Source organism: Bacillus cereus group sp. BceL291 (assembly GCF_051776705.1).
In the GTDB taxonomy this organism is placed as follows: Bacteria; Bacillota; Bacilli; order Bacillales; family Bacillaceae_G; genus Bacillus_A; species Bacillus_A cereus.
In genome coordinates this window covers 199,888-219,050 of record NZ_JBPWAP010000001.1, presented here as the reverse complement: position 1 = coordinate 219,050, position 19,163 = coordinate 199,888, and the positions used below count along the sequence as shown (strand labels likewise).

Here is a 19,163-nt window from a genome sequence, read left to right as displayed (position 1 = left end):
AAGAAGAGGTTTATTTATTATGAAAAAGAAGGTTTGTAGGTGGTGAAAGTGTGAAGAAACGTGATAATAATGGGAAGCAAAATTCGTTAAGCTCTAATTTTAGAATTCCACCCGAACTTATTGGACCTACTTTCCCTCCTGTTCCAACTGGATTTACAGGTATAGGGATTACTGGCCCAACAGGTCCACGGGGTCCAACTGGTCCTCAAGGACCGAGAGGGTTACAAGGTCCGATGGGGGAGATGGGCCCGACAGGACCTCAAGGTGTGCAAGGGATACAAGGACCAGTTGGTTCAATAGGTGCAACTGGACCAGAAGGACAGCAGGGACCACAAGGGTTAAGGGGGCCACAAGGAGCAACAGGAGCGACAGGTTTACAAGGGGTGCAAGGAATTCAAGGTCCGATTGGTTCGACAGGAGCAACTGGAGCGCAGGGGATACAGGGCGTACAGGGATTACAAGGTCCGATTGGAGCTACTGGACCTGAGGGACCTCGAGGAATCCAAGGTGTGCAAGGAGTGCCAGGGGTAACTGGTCCTCAAGGAATTCAAGGAGCTCAAGGAATTCAAGGGGCACAAGGACTAACTGGAAGTACGGGGTTAACGGGAGCAACTGGTCAGGGGATAACAGGCCCGACTGGAATAACAGGTCCAACTGGGATAACTGGACCATCTGGAGGACCTCCTGGTCCGACGGGGCCGACTGGTGCAACAGGTCCGGGCGGTGGACCGAGTGGAAGTACAGGTGCGACTGGAGCAACTGGGAATACTGGAGCTACAGGAAGTACAGGGATAACAGGAGCAACGGGAAGTACAGGTCCGACTGGAAGCACGGGAGCACAGGGCTTGCAAGGAATCCAAGGGATTCAAGGGCCAATTGGTCCAACAGGTCCAGAAGGTCCGCAGGGTATTCAAGGTATTCCTGGTCCGACGGGAGTAACTGGTGAACAAGGAATACAAGGAGTTCAAGGTATTCAAGGGGCAACGGGAGCAACAGGGGATCAAGGTCCACAAGGTATACAGGGGGCTATAGGGCCTCAAGGGGCCACAGGAGCAACAGGAGATCAAGGTCCACAAGGAATACAAGGAGTACCAGGGCCATCAGGAGCAACAGGCCCACAGGGAGTTCAAGGAATACAAGGTCCGATGGGTGATATAGGACCAACAGGTCCAGAAGGCCCAGAGGGACTTCAGGGCCCGCAAGGAATACAAGGTGTGCCAGGGCCAGTTGGAGCAACGGGTCCAGAGGGTCCTCAGGGGATACAAGGTATTCAAGGATCGGTAGGAGCAACAGGCCCACAAGGTCCACAAGGAATTCAGGGAATACAAGGTGTGCAAGGGATAACGGGAGCAACTGGAGTACAAGGAGCAACTGGAATTCAAGGGATACAAGGGGAAATAGGAGCAACGGGTCCAGAGGGTCCCCAAGGAGTGCAAGGTGCTCAAGGGGAGATTGGTCCAACAGGTCCGATGGGTCCCCAAGGTGTGCAAGGAGTACAAGGAATTCAAGGAGCGACGGGCGCACAAGGAGTGCAAGGTCCACAGGGAATTCAAGGAATCCAAGGTCCGACGGGGGCAACAGGAGATACGGGAGCAACTGGGGCGACAGGGGAAGGCACTACAGGTCCAACAGGAGTAACCGGTCCAACAGGGGTAACAGGCCCATCTGGAGGACCAGCAGGACCGACCGGCCCAACGGGGCCATCAGGTCCGGCGGGAGTAACAGGTCCATCTGGTGGACCACCTGGCCCGACAGGAGCAACCGGGGCGACAGGAGTAACAGGAGATACTGGGGCGACAGGCTCAACTGGAGTGACAGGAGAGACAGGAGAAACGGGAGCAACCGGAGTGACGGGTTTGCAAGGTCCGCAAGGAATCCAAGGTGTGCAGGGAGAGATAGGTCCGACCGGTCCCCAAGGTGTTCAAGGTCCCCAAGGAATTCAAGGAGTAACCGGGGCTACTGGAGATCAAGGTCCGCAAGGGATTCAAGGCCCACAAGGCGACATAGGTCCAACCGGCCCACAAGGAATTCAAGGCCCACAAGGTTCTCAAGGAATCCAAGGAGCGACAGGGGGAACAGGAGCACAAGGTCCACAGGGAATCCAAGGTCCGCAAGGTGACATAGGTCCGACTGGGCCACAAGGTCCAACTGGAATCCAAGGGATACAAGGAGAGATAGGTCCAACAGGTCCAGAAGGCCCAGAGGGACTTCAGGGCCCGCAAGGAATACAAGGTGTTCAAGGGCCAGTTGGAGCAACGGGTCCAGAGGGTCCTCAGGGGATACAAGGCATTCAAGGACCGGTAGGAGCAACAGGCCCACAAGGTCCACAAGGAATACAGGGAATACAAGGTGTGCAAGGGATAACGGGAGCAACTGGAGCACAAGGAGCAACTGGAATTCAAGGGATACAAGGGGAAATAGGAGCAACGGGTCCAGAGGGCCCCCAAGGAGTGCAAGGAATACAAGGGGCGATTGGTCCAACCGGTCCGATGGGCGCACAAGGAGTGCAAGGAATACAAGGGATTCAAGGAGCAACAGGTGCGACAGGAGTAACAGGAGATACCGGGGCGACAGGCTCAACTGGAGTGACAGGAGCGACAGGAGCAACGGGAGCAACCGGAGTGACGGGTTTACAGGGCCCGCAAGGAATCCAAGGTGTTCAAGGAGAGATAGGTCCAACCGGTCCACAGGGTATTCAAGGTCCACAAGGAATCCAAGGAGTAACGGGGGCAACCGGAGCACAAGGTCCCCAAGGAATTCAAGGCCCACAAGGCGACATAGGTCCAACCGGCCCCCAAGGAATTCAAGGTCCACAAGGTCCTCAAGGAATCCAAGGAGCGACAGGGGCAACCGGGGCACAAGGCCCACAGGGAATCCAAGGTCCGCAAGGTGATATAGGCCCGACCGGCCCACAAGGCCCGCAAGGAATTCAAGGCCCGCAAGGAATTCAAGGTCCAACGGGAGCTACAGGAGCAACCGGATCGACAGGTCTCCAAGGAATTCAAGGCCCACAAGGAATCCAAGGCCCGCAAGGAATTCAAGGTCCAACGGGAGCTACAGGAGCAACCGGAGCGACAGGTCCCCAAGGAATTCAAGGCCCACAAGGAATCCAAGGCCCGCAAGGAATTCAAGGTCCAACGGGAGCTACAGGAGCAACCGGAGCGACAGGTCCCCAAGGAATTCAAGGTCCCCAAGGAATCCAAGGTCCAACGGGGGCTACAGGAGCAACCGGTTCACAAGGTCCAACTGGAGATACAGGTCCAACTGGAGCTGGAGCCACTGGAGCGACCGGGGCGACTGGAGTTAGTACAACTGCAACGTATGCATTTGCGAATAATACATCAGGAACCGCTATTTCCGTTTTATTAGGTGGTACGAATGTACCATTACCGAACAATCAAAATATTGGTCCAGGAATAACCGTTAGTGGTGGAAATACTATATTTACAGTTGCGAATGCAGGAAATTATTATATAGCTTATACAATTAATTTAACGGCAGGATTAGTTGTAAGTTCTCGTATAACTGTAAATGGCAGTCCGCTTGCGGGAACGATAAACGCTCCGACAGTGGCTACTGGTTCATTTAGTGCAACAATAATTGCTAACTTGCCTGCTGGAGCTGCTATTAGTCTGCAGTTATTTGGATTAGTTGCAATAGCTACATTATCTACGGCAACGCCAGGAGCTACTCTAACGATTATTAGATTAAGTTAATAAAAAGAAAACCTTGGGGCTTTTATGCTTCAAGGTTTTTTTATCCTTGTATTTGTAAGTAAACCTCGTTAACCAGGGGGAGTGGATCCCCTCTAATTATTTAAAGTTTCACTTTATTCACTTGAGCAAAAACATCGCAGTTCGAAAATATATTATAATAGAATGAAAAGAAAGAAATTTGGCAGAAAGGGAGGGTGGCGATGCAGGAGATGGTTAAAGATTTTTTTGGACGCCCACTTCAAGATTTACGTATATCTGTCATTGATCGTTGCAATTTTAGATGTACATATTGTATGCCAGCGGAAATATTTGGGCCAGAATATGCTTTTTTGAAAGACGAGTTTTTACTAACTTTTGATGAAATTGAGCGTTTGGCAAAATTATTTGTTAGCATCGGTGTACGGAAAATTAGACTTACTGGCGGTGAGCCACTGCTTCGTAAAGATTTAACAAAACTTATTGCACGTCTTGTGAAAATTGATGGGCTAATAGATATAGGGTTAACGACAAATGCTATTCATTTAACGAAACAAGCGAAGGCATTAAAAGAAGCTGGATTACATAGAGTGAATGTTAGTTTAGATGCGATAGATGATGACATATTTAAGAATATTAATGGTCGAAATATTAATACGAAACCGGTAATTAAGGGAATTATAGCAGCTAAAGAGGCGGGCTTGGAAGTAAAGGTAAATATGGTTGTGAAAAGAGGGATGAACGATCATCAAGTACTACCGATGGCTGCGTATTTTAAAGAGCAAGGAATCACGCTTCGGTTTATTGAGTTTATGGATGTTGGTAGTACAAATGGGTGGAATTTTGATCAAGTCGTTACAAAGCGAGAATTGATTGAGATGATTCATAAGGTGTATCCGCTTGAGCCAGCTGAAGCGCATTACTTTGGTGAAGTTGCGAAGCGATATCGGTACGTTGGAACAAATGTTGAAGTTGGTTTTATTACATCTGTTTCTGAGTCATTTTGTGTCTCTTGTACGAGGGCGAGAATTTCGGCAGATGGAAAGTTTTATACGTGCTTATTTGCGACAGAGGGTTTGGATGTAAGAGAACTTCTTAGAGGAAATCTTTCGGATGAGGAGTTATTAAGTGTTATACAAGATGTATGGATGAATAGAAAAGATAGGTATTCGGATGAACGAACAGAAGAAAGTGCAAAAAATCGTCCGAAAATCGAAATGTCTTATATAGGAGGATAAGAAAGGGGGGTATCGCATGCAGGAGCGATATTCAAGACAAATATTATTTTCTGGTGTTGGAGAAGAAGGACAGAGAAAAATAAGAGAGAAGCATGTGCTTATTATTGGTGCTGGTGCTCTCGGTGCGGCAAATGCAGAAGCGATTGTTAGAGCGGGTGTTGGAAAAGTAACGATTGCTGATCGTGATTATGTAGAATGGAGTAATTTACAAAGACAACAACTATATACAGAAGAAGATGCAAAGCAGTATAAACCGAAGGCGGTAGCGGCAGCAGAGCATTTAAGAGCGATTAATTCTGAGGTGGAAATAACTCCTGTTGTGACGGATGTAACGGTGCAAGAAATGGAAGAATTAGTGAATGATGTAGATTTAATATTAGATGCGACAGATAATTTTGAAACGCGTCTTCTCATTAATGATATTTCACAAAAGTATAATATTCCGTGGATATATGGTGGGTGCGTTGGAAGCTACGGAGTAACGTATACAATTTTACCAGGGAAAACACCGTGTTTTCGCTGTTTAATGGAGCATCCGGCGAGCGGAGCAACATGTGACACAGCTGGTATTATACAACCGGCAGTACAATTAGTAGTTGCGCATCAAACTACGGAAGCGCTGAAAATATTAGTAGAAGACTACGGAGCGCTTCGTGAAACGATGTTATCATTTGATCTTTGGAATAATCAACAGATGGCATTTAAAGTGAATAGGCAGAAAAAAGATACTTGTTTATCTTGCGGAAGGTTACGTACATATCCGAGTTTAACATTTGAAGCACAAACGAAAACAGAAGTGTTATGTGGGCGAAATACAGTGCAAATTCGTCCAGGTGTGCGGAAGAATTTTAATTTGGAAGAAATTAAAAAGCGCTTACAAAGAAGCGTAGAGATAAAGGCGACACCTTATTTATTGTCGTTTCTGGTAGAAGAATATCGTTTTGTTTTATTTACAGATGGCAGAGCTTTCATTCATGGGACGAATGATATAAATGTAGCGAAAAGTTTATATGCAAGATATATAGGTTGAACCTAAAGGAAATCCTTTAGGTTCAACGGAGAAAGGATTATGAATTTCTCGTATAATCTCCACTTTTTCCACCTGTTTTTTCAAGTAAGTACGTTTCGCCGATAATCATACCTTTATCGACAGCTTTACACATATCATACACAGTAAGAGCGGTAGCCGAAGCAGCTGTTAAAGCTTCCATTTCAACACCGGTGCTACCTTCTGTTTTAACTTTTACTTCAATGAGTAAACGATATTGTTCTTCTGATTGTTTCCAATCGAAAGAAACGTCAACACCTTTTAATAGTAAAGGATGGCACATTGGGATAATATCAGAAGTTCGTTTCGCAGCCATAATGCCTGCGATTTGCGCAACTGCTAATACGTCACCTTTCCCAATTTCATTGTGAGAGATTTTATCGTAAATTTCTTTCGTAACGACAATGCTAGAGCACGCAATTGCTGTTCGAACGGTTGCTTTTTTGTCACTTATATCAACCATCTTCGCGCGTCCTTGGTCATTAAAGTGTGTAAATGAAGACATGGAATTCCTCCTTGAAGTAATTTCTATTGAATATATAAAGTTTAATCGAGATAAAAAAAATTGCAAATATGAGGTGAGAAACGATGGTAGAAAAACGAATTCCAATTCAAGTTGCTGAGGCAGTAGAACGGGTAATGAAATATGCAAAGCATGGTGAAGTAGAAGAAATTTCTATTACGGAAAGTTACGGGAGAATTCTCGGGGAAGATGTTGTCTCAGATCATGACGTTCCTCATTTTGATCGTTCCCCTTACGATGGTTTCGCCATTCGAGCAGAAGATACGAAAGAAGCAACTCAAGAGAATCCAGTTGAATTTGAAGTAATAGGAGAAATCGGGGCGGGTTCTGTTTTTACAGAAGAAGTAGGATCTTTTCAGGTGGTTCGTATTATGACAGGAGCAGCTATTCCAAAAGATTGCAATGCAGTCGTAATGCTAGAGCTGACAGAAGGGTTTGAGAAGAACGGGAAAACATATATGAAGTTAAAACGCCCTTTTAATAACGGTGACAATGTGTCGTTTAAAGGAGAAGATATAAAACAAAATCAAGTTCTCGTTCAGAAAGGCGTTGCAATTAATCCAGGTGTTGCCGCCTTATTAGCAACGTTTGGATATAGCACTGTGAAAGTTGTAAAACAGCCTGTTGTCGGTATTGTAACGACAGGAAGTGAATTATTAGAAGTACATGAGCCGTTAGAGCCGGGGAAAATTAGAAATAGTAACTCGTATATGATCGCAGCTCAAATTATGAAAGCTGGCGGGAAAGTTCGTTATTATGGTCAACTCGCGGATGAGTTAGATGCATGTTTTACAGCTGTTCAATCAGCGGTGGATGAGGTCGACATTTTAATTACAACAGGCGGTGTATCAGTAGGAGATTATGACTACTTACCAGCTATTTATGAAAGGTTACAGGCAAATGTACTCTTTAATAAGATAGCCATGAGGCCCGGAAGTGTAACGACAGTAGCTGAAGTTGATGGAAAGTTACTCTTTGGTTTATCAGGAAATCCGTCTGCTTGTTATGTAGGCTTTGAATTATTTGTGCATCCAATTATAAAAACGTATTTGTATGCGAAGGAACCTCACGTATATAGAGCGGATGCTATTTTACAAAAAGATTTTCCAAAGCCAAATCCATTTACTCGTTTCGTAAGAGCGAACGTAACAATTGTGGACGGGGCGTTACAAGCGATGCCAGTTGGTTTAGATAAATCGAGTGCGGTATCTTCACTTGCAGATGCGAATGCTTTTATCGTGTTACCTGGAGGAACGAGAGGATTTGAGACCGGAATGAAAGTATCCGTATTATTGTTAGAGCACTCTGAGGGATGTGATTGGCCATGGGCAAAGCCCCTTCAATCTTACAAATAGTAGGATATCAAAATAGCGGGAAAACAACACTTGTTGAGAAAGTGGTGCATGCATTAGCTGAACGAAAAATGAAAGTTGCTACAATTAAACATCACGGGCACGGAGGCTTTCCAGAAGTAGCGCAAAAAGATAGCGAAAGACACCATAAAGCTGGTGCTGTCGTAAGTAGTGTAGAAGGTGCTGGATTGCTTTCACTTTCTTCACTAAGAAAGAAATGGTCCTTGCAAGAAATTATTCGCTTATATGAGTTTTTTGAAGTGGATACAATTTTAATAGAAGGCTATAAAAAAGAGAATTACTCGAAAGTAGTGTTACTTCGTTCTGCGGAAGACATTGAGCTTTTACATAAAGTAGAAAATATAGTGGCGGTTATTACGTGGTATGATGTTCCGGCAAATATACGAGAAGAATATAAAGTATTTCATATAACAGAAGAAGAGTTGTACATAGACTGGTTTTTACAAACGGTTAGGAGTGCGAAATGATAAATACATATTATGAAGTAATTGATACAGAAATCTCAATTGAAGAAGTAACGAAGAAAGTAATTCGACGTGAATGCGGTGCTGTTACAACATTTATTGGAACGGTTAGAGAGTTTACGAAAGGGCGTCGTACATTATACTTAGAGTATGTTGCTTATAAGACGATGGCAGAAAAGATGCTAGAGAAAATTGGCTTGGAAGTGAAAGAGAAATGGCCAGGTACATATGTTGCGATTACACATCGCATCGGTACGTTGCAAATTTCTGATATAGCGGTTGTTGTTGCTGTTTCAACACCACACCGTAAAGCGGCTTATGAAGCGAACAAATATATTATGGAACGCATAAAACAAATTGTTCCGATTTGGAAAAAGGAGTTTTGGGAAGATGGTGACTCATGGATTGGTGATCAATTAGAAAAAACACCATATCCGGCGGGAGAGCCTGGGAAGGAGCTATAAGTATGATTAGAGTATTGTTATTTGCGCACTTGCAAGAAGAAGCAGGGACAAGTGAATTACAAATAGAGAAAGAAAATATTACGGTTGCACAGTTAAAAGATGTTGTTGCGAACGAATATAATGTACCAGTTTCAGAGCCAATTATGGTTGCGATTAATGAAGAATACGCAAATGAAGATGACAGGGTCCAATCTGGTGATGTTGTTGCACTAATTCCACCAGTGAGCGGTGGTTAATATTGGATTCATTAAAACGACTTTCCTACATAGGGAAAGTCGTTTTTTTATGGCAGTTTTGAGAACACTAATCTATAGAACAAGGAGGGAACTATGAAAAAAATATGTGTAGTTATCACAATGCTATGTGTGGCCTTTTTCTCTTCTCCAAGCGATTCTTTCGCGAAAGAATCAAGAGAACAGCTTTTAGAGAGTGCATTATCAAATAGGTACTATTCAGTTATTAGACAAGTGACAGAAGATCAACATGAATGTGCTTCAGTTATAGATATAAAGCGTCTCGGCAAGAAAGATGAATTTGTTCCTAGATACGAAGTGAAGCTACAATTTCTTACATTTCAAGGAGCGCATAATCCGCCGAACGATAAAGTTACGCTTACTTTGGAAGACCATTTAGATCACGTAAAGATAAAGAAAGTGGAGCGAGAAAAGAATGTTTCTGACGTTATTGCAGAAAAAGTTTGTGAACGGGAAAAAGAAAAAATAAAAGCTCACTCTAACGACTTAGAGTGATAATCTATGGCATTTAGTAAAGAAAGGTAATGAGTGATGGATATATTTTTAGCGATTTTACCAGCTATATTTTGGGGAAGTATTGTGCTATTTAACGTAAAACTGGGCGGGGGCCCGTATAGTCAAACGCTCGGAACAACGTTTGGAGCACTTATTTTCTCAATTGTTGTTTATATTTTTATGAAGCCAGTATTAACACCTACCGTTATCGGAGTTGGAGTTGTGTCAGGTTTATTTTGGGCGCTTGGTCAGGCAAATCAATTGAAAAGTATTGATTTAATGGGTGTTTCGAGGACGATGCCAATTTCAACAGGACTTCAATTAGTCGCGACGACTTTATTTGGCGTTATCGTATTTCATGAATGGTCCACGACAATATCGGTCGTCCTTGGGATTTTAGCGCTCGTTTGTATTATTATCGGTGTTATTTTAACATCGCTTCAAAGTGAAGAAGAAAAGAATGCAGAGCAAGCAGCAAACTTTAAAAGAGGTATCGTAATTTTATTAATTTCAACAGTCGGTTATTTAGTTTACGTAGTAGTAATTAGGTTATTTAACGTAGATGGCTGGTCCGCTTTGTTGCCACAAGCAGTTGGTATGGTGTTAGGTGGGATTTTGCTTACCTTTAAACATCATCCATTTAATAAATATGCAATTCGCAATATTATTCCAGGATTAATTTGGGCAGCTGGAAATATGTTTTTATTCATTTCACAGCCGCGTGTTGGAGTTGCAACAAGTTTCTCGCTATCGCAAATGGGAATTATTATTTCCACGCTTGGTGGGATCCTTATATTAGGTGAAAAGAAAACGAAACGTCAATTAACGGGTATCGTTGTCGGTATCGTTTTTATTATCGCAGCCGGAATTATGTTAGGTATAGCCAAAAGTTAAAGGAGGTATGGAAATGTATAGTGATTTAGCAGGGAAAGTTGTCGTTATTACAGGATCAGCAACTGGTCTCGGAAGAGCGATGGGAGTGAGGTTTGCTAAGGAAAAAGCGAAAGTGGTTATTAATTATCGCTCACGAGAATCAGAAGCGAATGATGTGTTAGAAGAAATTAAAAAGGTAGGCGGCGAAGCGATTGCTGTAAAAGGTGATGTAACCGTCGAATCAGATGTTGTGAATCTCATTCAATCTGCTGTGAAAGAGTTTGGTACGCTTGACGTTATGATTAATAATGCAGGGATAGAAAACGCGGTACCGTCGCATGAAATGCCGCTTGAAGATTGGAATAGGGTAATTAATACAAATTTAACAGGTGCTTTTTTAGGAAGTCGTGAAGCGATTAAATATTTTGTAGAACATGATATTAAAGGGTCTGTCATTAATATGTCTAGTGTTCATGAGAAAATTCCGTGGCCACTATTTGTGCACTATGCAGCAAGTAAGGGTGGCATTAAACTGATGACAGAAACGTTAGCGCTAGAATATGCGCCAAAAGGTATTCGAGTAAATAATATAGGACCAGGTGCAATTAATACGCCAATCAATGCAGAAAAGTTTGCTGATCCTAAAAAACGTGCTGACGTAGAAAGTATGATACCTATGGGCTATATTGGAAAACCTGAAGAAATCGCAGCAGTAGCAACTTGGCTTGCTTCATCAGAGGCGAGTTACGTAACGGGAATTACGCTATTTGCAGATGGTGGAATGACGTTATATCCATCGTTTCAAGCTGGGCGTGGGTAATATAAAAGGACGAAGAGATAAAACTCTTCGTCCTTTTTTTACAAAAAAAAATAGCGGCCAGCTATTTTAAATTTAGTGATTAATTGTATCTTGAAGAAATTCTGTTGCTTGATGTTCAGTAACATTTTGTACGAGCGCGACTTCGCTGATCATCATTTTTCGTGCATTATCTAGCATTTGTTTTTCGCTCGCATTTAATGTTCTCTCTTTATTACGGCGAAGTAAATCCCGAACCACTTCTGCGCTATCTTGTAAATTGCCATTTTTCATTTTTTCCATATTCATTGTATATCTTTGTTTCCATGAGAGTGATGGGTCTGACTCCCCGTTTTGAAATTCAAGAAGTATATCATCTAACGTACCTCGATCAACGATATAACGAATACCTGATTTTTTTAATTGATCCATCGGAAGCATTACTTGCATATCTTTACTAATGATGCGTATCACACAATATTGACGTGAAGTACCTAATATTTCTTTCTCTTCAATTGCTTCGATGATTCCTGCACCGTGCATTGGATAAACGATTTTATCACCAATTTGAAACAAATCATCCACCTCCATATGTGGTAACCACTTTTAATGATAGCATACGTATGTAAAAATGTCAAATTTTATATGATAACATAATATTTATATTCGAGTCAATAAGATAAAGTGCTTTTTTATGTTTTTTTTGAACTTATTTATCCCGCATTAACGGGCAATAAGACCCCCACCTCAAAATTCAGCGAAAGCAAAGAAGTTAGGTGGGTGGTCGGGCTGATTAAAGTTTCACTTTATAGTGATTTTTTTAGAAAAATAGTACAGGTGAGAAAGAGGGCATATCCACTTATTTTTAAGCATAAAATGTAAAAGCGCTAATACAATATACCTAAATCCGTTCTTTGCAAAGGAGGGAGAGAAGGTGGGGCGCACAATAAAAATTGATATTACAAATAAAGTTGTAGCTAAATTTAGACCAAATTATTTGGAATTATATACGAGTAAATTTATGATAGGTAAGTTTTATGTCTATACTGAAGATAAAAAATATGTGTTAGAAGACGGATATATATATGAGAATGGAAAGTTTTATCGCATCATAGATACGCACCGTGGCAATAATCAAGCGGCGGAGGGCTGCGATCTAGGATGGTGTTAACATGATTCGTGTGAAAGTGTTTGATGAAAGTCACGAAAAAGACTTAGAAGACGCTGTGAATGTGTTTTTGAAAAAGATTGATGATAGCAACTTTGTAGATATTAAGTATCAAGTTGGTGTTTCCATTAACGACGATGAAAACCAAATTTATTGTTTTTCAGCAATGATCGTTTATAAAGCATAAAAAAGAGCTGGCTCACCCAGCTCTTTTTTATGTTTTATGTTGGGACAACATGTGTCGGTAATACGTTCATAATAGATTGGGGTGTGCCTAATTTCTTTGTCGTTAAAAGAGGCTCCCCTGTTTCATGATTTTGGGCATCTTTACACATACCAAGGTGATAACGATCACCTAAAAATGGATCAATATAAAAACCGTTTTTGAATACTTTATCATTCGGATGTTTTTCATGATGAATATCAGAGCAGTTAATGCAATAGAACATAGCTTTCATCCCCTTTTTATTTTTGTTTGAAAAAAGTGAGTCGGTAGTCATTTCGCTCCTGAGGAAATGTTGAGGAGAAGAGAAATAACTACCTACTCAAATGGTGGGCATATTCCTTCTGATTTGTCATATCTCGCGTATTGTCCCTTGAGGGAAGGAGGAGAGACGAAGTACGCATGATATAAGTAAGGCGCTTCTTTCAATATGAATGATGGAGTTCCATGTTGAGAGAAGTTTTTATTTTGTATTGCCTTTGTGAGTATATTATGAGGGAATGCTAAGAGGGTGTTTGTCCTGTTGAAAAAATGTTGAGAATTTCTCAACAGTAAAAGAATTGGCGTTGACATGAAACTAAAAGGTGTTATATTATCGAAGTATAACCAAAAGGTGTTATGTTGTAACGCCGAGTAAAGGAGAATGAAAATGGAACAACAAAATACATTAAATGATATTAAACAAACAATCGTTTTTAACGCGTCTATTCAAAAGGTATGGAGTGTAGTATCAACTGCAGAAGGGATTGCGTCATGGTTTATGCCAAATGATTTTGTATTAGAGGTAGGACATGAATTTCATGTGCAATCACCATTTGGGCCATCACCATGTAAAGTGTTAGAAATTGATGAGCCAAACCATTTGTCTTTCTCATGGGATACAGATGGCTGGGTTGTTTCATTTAATTTGAAAGACTTAGGAGATAATAAAACAGAATTTACGTTAATTCACGGCGGCTGGAAACATCCTGATGAAATTCTTCCGAAAGCAAATGCGAAGAGCTCTATTATTCGCGATAGAATGAGCGGTGGTTGGGTAGCAATTGTAAATGAAAAACTGAAAAAGGTTGTCGAAGGCTAAGTGTCCTCGTCAGCAGCGAAATATGATGTATTTCAAGCAATTGCTGATCCAACCCGCCGAGAAGTAATACGGTTATTAAGTGACAAAGAGTTACCGATTTCCAAAATAACGGATCATTTTCCGATGAGTCGTACTGCGGTTGTAAAGCACCTTCATATTCTTTCGGAAGCGAATTTAGTAAGTGGAAGAAAAAGCGGAAGAGAGAAGATATATCGTTTGCATCCAGAACCATTAGAAGAATTACAACAGTGGCTCTCATATTATGAACGTTTTTGGGATAATAAATTATCCATGCTGAAACATATTGTGGAGAATGAAGAATAAAAAAAGGATGACCAAAATGGTCATCCTTTTTATTGTTGCTCACTTGTTTGTGTAGCTGGCTTTAATAAAAGCCAACCGATAATTAATGTACATACTGCTAATACGAAAGTGCTCATATAAATAACGTGTACACTTGCAGCTAATGCGGATTGTGATTCAGTGGCTACACTTGCTGTAGTCCCGCCGTGTCCACCAGATACAAGATCAAGGTTTTTAATGCCGCGTGCATGAATCATCGTATTAAAGATTGTTCCAAAGATTGCAGCACCTAACGTTTGACTGAATGTATTAATAAATGTGTTTAAACCAACGGCTGTTCCGCGTGTATGAGCTGGTACGGCTGCTTGAATTGTTACCATGTAAATCGGTGTCACAAGCCCCATTCCTAAGCCGAATAATCCGACTGCTACATAAATAAGGAACGATGGTGAATTTGTTGATAGTGTAAATAATAAGAACGTAGCGACTGATAAAATGCTAGCTCCAAGTAAAATGATTTGTTTCGTTTTTAATTTGCCTACTAAGTTACCAGAGAAAATAGCGCCAAATGTCCACATAACAGGGATTGGCATTAAAATAAGTCCAGCTTCTGTAGCATTTTTCCCTAATACACCTTGGCTCCAAATTGGAAGGTACATTGTAATACTAATAATCATTGCGCCAGCAATAAGAGTTAATATATTTATCGTAGATAATGTACGGTTAGAGAAAAGTGCTAGCGGAATTAATGGTTCTGGAGATTTTTTCTCGATGAATAAGAAAATAATAAATGAAATAGCGGCAAAGATTAATAGGCCGATAATTGTCATGTCTCCCCAGTTTTGCTTACTGCTACCTGTTAATAATGCATATAGTAGAGCGATTGTACTTAATGAGAAGACTGTTGCACCAAGATAATCGATATGATGCTTAGCAGGTTTAATAGATTCTTTGTAGTAAATTGCAATCATTAAGCAAGCGATAATTCCGAATGGAACGTTTAGGAAGAAAATATAACGCCAAGAAAGAGAATCAACTAAAAATCCACCTACTAACGGCCCGATAACACCGGATACACCCCAAACGGCACTCATCCAACCTTGTGCTTTCGCGCGGTCTTTCGCTTCGCTATATAAGTCTCCAATAATCGTCATTGTGATTGGCATAACAGCACCAGCACCGATACCTTGAAGCGCGCGGAAGAAGATTAATTGTTCCATCGATGTAACGACTCCGCAAAGTGCAGAACCGACTAAAAAGATTGTAGCTCCGATCAGTAAAACTTTTTTACGGCCAAATAAATCAGCGAGCTTTCCGTATATTGGAGTCGAAACAGCTGTTGCAAGCATATAAATTGCATATACCCAACTAACAAGTTCGACGCCTGACAAATCACTCGTTATACGAGGGATTGCTGTACTAACAATCGTTCCTTCTACCGCAGAAAGAAACGTCATTAACATTAAAGACATCATGACTTTTTTTCTCATTTGTTTTCCCCTTACCCTTTTTAAATATTCAACAATATAAAATATAAAGGTACTAAGGTAAATAAAGCAACAAAAAAGCAATGGAAAGTTACATGGAGCAGATATTTGTCGTTTCTTGTCGGTAAGTCGATAAATTTGGGAAATCGCCGATATAAGTTGCAGAATCGCTGATAAATTTGGGAAATCGCCGATATAAGTTGCAGAATCGCTGATAAATTTGGGAAATCGCCGATATAAGTTGCAGAATCGCTGATAAATTTGGAAAATCGCCGATATAAGTTGCAGAATCGCTGATAAATTTGGAAAATCGCCGATATAAGTTGCAGAATCGCTGATAAATTTGGGAAATCGCCGATATAAGTTGCGGAATCGCTGATATATTTGTGGAATTGCTCATATAATTTCATGTACCTATAAAAAAAGAAACAGGAATCCCTGTTTCTTTTTTTAATACTGCATTTTCGCGTTTTCTCCAGCTGTCGTTCCGGCAATTCTACCAGTAACAAGGGCTGATGTAATATTATAGCCACCAGTATAACCGTGAATATCAAGAACTTCTCCGCAGAAATATAAGCCGTTCGTAAATTTAGAAGACATTTCTTTCGGGTTAATTTCTTTCACGGATACACCGCCGCCAGTAACGAATGCTTTTTCAATTGACTGCGTACCATTTACATTCACAGTAAACTCTTTAAAGTCTTTCACAAGTGCACGAATCTTTTCGTGAGAAACTTGTCCAGCTTGTTCGCTGCCGTCAATTTCATTTTTTTCTAATAAGAATAGGAAGTAACGTTCAGGAACATAACCTTTTAAAACGTTTTTAATTCCTTTTTTCGGATCTTCTTTCATTTGTTTCAGCATGCGCTGAAATAGTTGCTCACTATTTTCCTCTGGCAATGCATCAATACTCATTTGTATTGTATTCGTTTTAAACTTTTTCAGTGCTTTCACGACGAATTGACTACAGCGAAGAGCAGCAGGACCAGATAGGCCAAAATGAGTGAAGAGCATGTCCATTTTGTGAGAAATGATAGCTTTTCCTTTCGGGTTTAATACGCTTAAGTTTATATCACGTAAAGCAAGACCTTGTAATGAGCGGTCACGTATAAACGGCTCGTTTGAAAGGATAGGTACTTCTGTTGGGAATAATTCTGTAATTGTATGACCCGCTTTTTCAGCCCAAGCATATCCGTCTCCAGTAGATCCAGTTTGAGGAACTGATTTTCCGCCAACAGCGATAACGACGTGATTCGTTTCTAACACTTCGCCTGTTTGCAGTATAACTGCTTTCGTTTGACCATTTTCATATTCAATCGTTTCAACAGGCGTATTTGTACGGATTTTTACACCTAAGTCTTTTAATCGTGTTAAAAGTGCGTCTACAACAGATTGTGCTTTGTTTGACACAGGGAACATGCGACCGTGGTCTTCTTCTTTCAATTTAACACCAAGATTTTCGAAGAATGTAATAATATCTTCATTATTAAAAATAGAAAAAGCGCTGTATAAGAAGCGACCGTTTCCTGGTATATGTTTAACAATTTCATCAAGTGGTAGACGGTTCGTTACGTTACAGCGTCCGCCACCAGAAATTGCAAGTTTACGCCCAAGTTTATTTCCTTTATCAAGAAGTAAGACATTTGCGCCTTCTTCTGCAGCAGCAATTGCAGCCATTAGCCCAGAAGGACCGCCGCCGATGACAATAACATCATAATGCATAATATATCGACCTCATTTTCTACATTTCCTGCCTAAAAGAATAGCATGTTTTCCCTTAAAAGAAAAATAGAGTGAAGTACTGCTTAATGAGAGAATTGTGGTACAATACAAAAGTTAGAGTTCAGCACTATCCTGCCATTTGTAGGCGATAAGACTAAAACCTCAAGATTTAGGAGAAGTAAATAGGGAGTCTGTTAGCCTGTAAATGCTCGAATGGTTCAACTAATAAGGAGTAGGAGAGAAGTCTCCAACTAATTATAGTTTCACTTTATGTAGATGTAGGAGGATTTTTGTATGTCCGATTCGAAATTTCTGCGCGGAACGCTTATTGTTACGCTAGGGACATTTTTAGTAAAGTTCTTAGGCATGATTTACGTCTTTCCGTTTCATGCATTAGTAGGAACAGAAGGCGGAACGCTCTATACATATGGATACATTCCATATACGATCTTTTTAAGTATCGCAACGGCAGGTGTGCCACTTGCTGTTTCAAAATTTGTTTCCAAATATAATGCGCTTGGCGATTATAAAACGAGCCGGAGAATGTTCCGCTCGGGAATGGTTATGATGATAGTAACAGGAGTTCTTTCGTTCCTAGTACTGTACATGACGGCGCCATTGTTTGCAGAAGCGATGCTTGGTAAACAAAGTATACACAATAATGTAGGAGAAGTTACGACGATCATTCGTCTTGTAAGTTTCGCACTTATTGTTGTACCAGCAGCGAGTTTAATTCGTGGTTATTTCCAAGGTCACCAGTCTATGGGACCAACTACCGTTTCACAAATTATTGAACAAATTATTCGTATCGTCTTTTTATTAGCGGGTAGTTTTATCGTTATTAAAGTACTTGGCGGTACAGTTGCAACAGCAGTTGGAGTAGCGACATTTGCTGCGTTCGTTTCAGCGGTTGGAGCGCTCGGTGTGTTAATTTGGTACTGGTTAAAACGTAAAAAATATTTGGATCAATATTTAATTGAACAAACTGTACCAGAATCAACAGTAAGCACCGTTCAATTGTTTAAAGAGTTATTTGCATATGCGATTCCTTACGTTGTAATTGGGTTAACAATTCCTTTATATCAACAAATTGATACATTGACATTTAACTCAATTATGCAGGCGATTGGTCAAGGTGATATCGCAGAGCGAGCTCTCGGTATTTTCACAATGTGGACGCATAAGTTAATCATGATTCCTGTATCACTTGCAACAGCGTTTAGTTTAACGCTTGTACCAGCAATTACAAAATCATTTACTGAAAAACAATACCGTTATTTGAAATTACAAATTACACAAACATTCCAGGCGAATATGTTTTTAACATTGCCAGCAGTTGTCGGTATTTCTTCACTGGCATATCCAATTTATACTGCGTTTTACGATTCAGATCCACTAGGTGGACAAGTATTAATGTGGTATGCACCAGTTGCGTTGTTATTCGCTTTATTTACAGTAACAGCGGCAATCCTGCAAGGTATTAACCAGCAGAAGCATGCGATTATTGCGCTTATAATGGGCGTTATTTTGAAATTTGTATGTAACGTAATCTTTATTCGTTATTTCGGTACAGTAGGAGCAATTCTAGCAACAGCAGTTGGTTTCTTAGCTTCTGTTTGGTACACAAATCAACAAATTAAAAAATACGCACACTATTCATTCGGTGTTGTATATAAAAGAACATTCCAAATTGCAGTACTAACACTTATAATGGTCGTTGCTGTAAAACTATCACAATGGCTTCTATCCTTCATGATTTCGCCTGATGGCCGTATTGGTGCTCTTATAACAGTTGCAATTTGTGCAGGTATTGGCGGTCTTGTTTACGGATTGTTAGCAATTCGCACAGGAGTACTTGAAAGAGTATTTGGCGGAGAAGCATTAGATAAAATTCAACGTAAACTTGGTAGTAGATTTAAAATAAAGTTGAAATCAAGAGGGGCGTAATTACGTCCCCTT

Annotated in this window: 20 protein-coding genes; 15 read left to right on the top strand and 5 right to left on the bottom strand. The window is 40.9% G+C overall.

Features of this window, described 5'->3' with window-relative positions; translation table 11 throughout:
- The first annotated feature begins 50 nt into the window (after positions 1-50).
- The 3 genes from ACS2CR_RS01140 to ACS2CR_RS01130 all read left to right on the top strand — a co-directional run bounded on the left by ACS2CR_RS01140 (position 51) and on the right by ACS2CR_RS01130 (position 5,960).
- Positions 51-3,716 carry a BclA-related collagen-like exosporium protein gene (locus tag ACS2CR_RS01140; RefSeq protein ID WP_325839052.1) on the top strand — a complete coding sequence of 1,222 codons (3,666 nt, stop codon included), beginning with the start codon at positions 51-53 and terminating at the stop codon, positions 3,714-3,716.
- Between the two features lie 200 nt (positions 3,717-3,916).
- Positions 3,917-4,930, top strand: coding sequence for a GTP 3',8-cyclase MoaA (gene moaA / locus ACS2CR_RS01135; RefSeq protein ID WP_048568528.1), 1,014 nt, complete (start codon positions 3,917-3,919; stop codon positions 4,928-4,930).
- Between the two features lie 16 nt (positions 4,931-4,946).
- Positions 4,947-5,960 carry a molybdopterin-synthase adenylyltransferase MoeB gene (locus tag ACS2CR_RS01130; protein WP_048568527.1) on the top strand — a complete coding sequence of 338 codons (1,014 nt, stop codon included), beginning with the start codon at positions 4,947-4,949 and terminating at the stop codon, positions 5,958-5,960.
- 37 nt (positions 5,961-5,997) lie between these two features.
- Here the strand turns inward: ACS2CR_RS01130 and moaC are convergent, their stop codons facing one another.
- Positions 5,998-6,483: a cyclic pyranopterin monophosphate synthase MoaC gene (gene moaC / locus ACS2CR_RS01125; protein WP_000094146.1), complete on the bottom strand. Its 486-nt coding sequence runs from the start codon at positions 6,481-6,483 to the stop codon at positions 5,998-6,000.
- Between the two features lie 83 nt (positions 6,484-6,566).
- Between moaC and moeA the strand changes: the two genes are divergently transcribed.
- From moeA to ACS2CR_RS01090, 7 genes are all read left to right on the top strand, one after another.
- Positions 6,567-7,856 carry a molybdopterin molybdotransferase MoeA gene (moeA, locus tag ACS2CR_RS01120; RefSeq protein ID WP_000229696.1) on the top strand — a complete coding sequence of 430 codons (1,290 nt, stop codon included), beginning with the start codon at positions 6,567-6,569 and terminating at the stop codon, positions 7,854-7,856.
- Positions 7,826-8,341, top strand: coding sequence for a molybdopterin-guanine dinucleotide biosynthesis protein B (mobB, locus tag ACS2CR_RS01115; protein ID WP_053514558.1), 516 nt, complete (start codon positions 7,826-7,828; stop codon positions 8,339-8,341). Before moeA ends, mobB begins: the two co-directional genes overlap by 31 nt.
- Complete coding sequence (gene moaE, locus ACS2CR_RS01110) at positions 8,338-8,802, top strand: molybdopterin synthase catalytic subunit MoaE (RefSeq protein ID WP_053514557.1); 465 nt, start codon at positions 8,338-8,340, stop codon at positions 8,800-8,802. The genes mobB and moaE overlap by 4 nt, the downstream gene beginning before the upstream one ends.
- 2 nt (positions 8,803-8,804) lie before the next feature.
- Positions 8,805-9,038 (top strand): molybdopterin converting factor subunit 1, encoded by a 234-nt coding sequence (moaD, locus tag ACS2CR_RS01105; protein ID WP_000621778.1) that lies wholly within the window; start codon positions 8,805-8,807, stop codon positions 9,036-9,038.
- A 93-nt stretch (positions 9,039-9,131) separates the two neighbouring features.
- Positions 9,132-9,551, top strand: coding sequence for a DUF3888 domain-containing protein (locus tag ACS2CR_RS01100; protein ID WP_053514556.1), 420 nt, complete (start codon positions 9,132-9,134; stop codon positions 9,549-9,551).
- A gap of 36 nt (positions 9,552-9,587) precedes the next feature.
- Positions 9,588-10,445 carry a glucose uptake protein GlcU gene (glcU, locus tag ACS2CR_RS01095; protein WP_000350861.1) on the top strand — a complete coding sequence of 286 codons (858 nt, stop codon included), beginning with the start codon at positions 9,588-9,590 and terminating at the stop codon, positions 10,443-10,445.
- Positions 10,446-10,458: 13 nt separating this feature from the next.
- Positions 10,459-11,244 carry a glucose 1-dehydrogenase gene (locus ACS2CR_RS01090; protein ID WP_000286673.1) on the top strand — a complete coding sequence of 262 codons (786 nt, stop codon included), beginning with the start codon at positions 10,459-10,461 and terminating at the stop codon, positions 11,242-11,244.
- Positions 11,245-11,316: 72 nt separating this feature from the next.
- Here ACS2CR_RS01090 and ACS2CR_RS01085 read toward each other — a convergent pair whose 3' ends face one another.
- On the bottom strand, positions 11,317-11,811 hold the full coding sequence (locus ACS2CR_RS01085) for a CarD family transcriptional regulator (RefSeq protein ID WP_000451444.1): 495 nt from the start codon (positions 11,809-11,811) through the stop codon (positions 11,317-11,319).
- Positions 11,812-12,154: 343 nt separating this feature from the next.
- Between ACS2CR_RS01085 and ACS2CR_RS01080 the strand changes: the two genes are divergently transcribed.
- Together ACS2CR_RS01080 and ACS2CR_RS01075 are read left to right on the top strand one after the other, a co-directional pair.
- Positions 12,155-12,391 carry a DUF2553 family protein gene (locus ACS2CR_RS01080; RefSeq protein ID WP_000533804.1) on the top strand — a complete coding sequence of 79 codons (237 nt, stop codon included), beginning with the start codon at positions 12,155-12,157 and terminating at the stop codon, positions 12,389-12,391.
- A gap of 1 nt (position 12,392) precedes the next feature.
- Positions 12,393-12,575, top strand: a complete 183-nt coding sequence (locus ACS2CR_RS01075) for a sporulation protein Cse60 (protein ID WP_000621751.1) — start codon at positions 12,393-12,395, stop codon at positions 12,573-12,575.
- Positions 12,576-12,609: 34 nt separating this feature from the next.
- Here the strand turns inward: ACS2CR_RS01075 and ACS2CR_RS01070 are convergent, their stop codons facing one another.
- Positions 12,610-12,837 carry a DUF3973 domain-containing protein gene (locus tag ACS2CR_RS01070; RefSeq protein WP_000498988.1) on the bottom strand — a complete coding sequence of 76 codons (228 nt, stop codon included), beginning with the start codon at positions 12,835-12,837 and terminating at the stop codon, positions 12,610-12,612.
- Between the two features lie 423 nt (positions 12,838-13,260).
- Here ACS2CR_RS01070 and ACS2CR_RS01065 point away from each other — a divergent pair, with 423 nt between their 5' ends.
- Positions 13,261-13,692, top strand: coding sequence for an SRPBCC family protein (locus tag ACS2CR_RS01065; protein ID WP_000437769.1), 432 nt, complete (start codon positions 13,261-13,263; stop codon positions 13,690-13,692).
- Positions 13,693-14,016, top strand: coding sequence for an ArsR/SmtB family transcription factor (locus tag ACS2CR_RS01060; RefSeq protein WP_000098837.1), 324 nt, complete (start codon positions 13,693-13,695; stop codon positions 14,014-14,016).
- A 29-nt stretch (positions 14,017-14,045) separates the two neighbouring features.
- Here the strand turns inward: ACS2CR_RS01060 and ACS2CR_RS01055 are convergent, their stop codons facing one another.
- Complete coding sequence (locus ACS2CR_RS01055) at positions 14,046-15,485, bottom strand: MDR family MFS transporter (RefSeq protein WP_001228022.1); 1,440 nt, start codon at positions 15,483-15,485, stop codon at positions 14,046-14,048.
- 447 nt (positions 15,486-15,932) lie between these two features.
- Positions 15,933-17,204, bottom strand: a complete 1,272-nt coding sequence (locus tag ACS2CR_RS01050; RefSeq protein WP_153602832.1) for an NAD(P)/FAD-dependent oxidoreductase — start codon at positions 17,202-17,204, stop codon at positions 15,933-15,935.
- Between the two features lie 294 nt (positions 17,205-17,498).
- Here ACS2CR_RS01050 and ACS2CR_RS01045 point away from each other — a divergent pair, with 294 nt between their 5' ends.
- Complete coding sequence (locus tag ACS2CR_RS01045; protein ID WP_001284029.1) at positions 17,499-19,151, top strand: putative polysaccharide biosynthesis protein; 1,653 nt, start codon at positions 17,499-17,501, stop codon at positions 19,149-19,151.
- The last annotated feature ends 12 nt before the right edge of the window (positions 19,152-19,163 follow it).

Bases quoted from the DNA above. Each gene is read 5' to 3' on its own strand.
- moaA (WP_048568528.1), top strand. From the start codon at position 3,917: ATGCAGGAGATGGTTAAAGATTTTTTTGGACGCCCACTTCAAGATTTA.
- ACS2CR_RS01130 (WP_048568527.1), top strand. From the start codon at position 4,947: ATGCAGGAGCGATATTCAAGACAAATATTATTTTCTGGTGTTGGAGAA.
- moaC (WP_000094146.1), bottom strand. From the start codon at position 6,483: ATGTCTTCATTTACACACTTTAATGACCAAGGACGCGCGAAGATGGTT.
- moeA (WP_000229696.1), top strand. From the start codon at position 6,567: ATGGTAGAAAAACGAATTCCAATTCAAGTTGCTGAGGCAGTAGAACGG.
- mobB (WP_053514558.1), top strand. From the start codon at position 7,826: ATGGGCAAAGCCCCTTCAATCTTACAAATAGTAGGATATCAAAATAGC.
- moaE (WP_053514557.1), top strand. From the start codon at position 8,338: ATGATAAATACATATTATGAAGTAATTGATACAGAAATCTCAATTGAA.
- moaD (WP_000621778.1), top strand. From the start codon at position 8,805: ATGATTAGAGTATTGTTATTTGCGCACTTGCAAGAAGAAGCAGGGACA.
- ACS2CR_RS01100 (WP_053514556.1), top strand. From the start codon at position 9,132: ATGAAAAAAATATGTGTAGTTATCACAATGCTATGTGTGGCCTTTTTC.
- glcU (WP_000350861.1), top strand. From the start codon at position 9,588: ATGGATATATTTTTAGCGATTTTACCAGCTATATTTTGGGGAAGTATT.
- ACS2CR_RS01090 (WP_000286673.1), top strand. From the start codon at position 10,459: ATGTATAGTGATTTAGCAGGGAAAGTTGTCGTTATTACAGGATCAGCA.
- ACS2CR_RS01085 (WP_000451444.1), bottom strand. From the start codon at position 11,811: ATGGAGGTGGATGATTTGTTTCAAATTGGTGATAAAATCGTTTATCCA.
- ACS2CR_RS01075 (WP_000621751.1), top strand. From the start codon at position 12,393: ATGATTCGTGTGAAAGTGTTTGATGAAAGTCACGAAAAAGACTTAGAA.
- ACS2CR_RS01070 (WP_000498988.1), bottom strand. From the start codon at position 12,837: ATGTTCTATTGCATTAACTGCTCTGATATTCATCATGAAAAACATCCG.
- ACS2CR_RS01065 (WP_000437769.1), top strand. From the start codon at position 13,261: ATGGAACAACAAAATACATTAAATGATATTAAACAAACAATCGTTTTT.
- ACS2CR_RS01055 (WP_001228022.1), bottom strand. From the start codon at position 15,485: ATGAGAAAAAAAGTCATGATGTCTTTAATGTTAATGACGTTTCTTTCT.
- ACS2CR_RS01050 (WP_153602832.1), bottom strand. From the start codon at position 17,204: ATGCATTATGATGTTATTGTCATCGGCGGCGGTCCTTCTGGGCTAATG.
- ACS2CR_RS01045 (WP_001284029.1), top strand. From the start codon at position 17,499: ATGTCCGATTCGAAATTTCTGCGCGGAACGCTTATTGTTACGCTAGGG.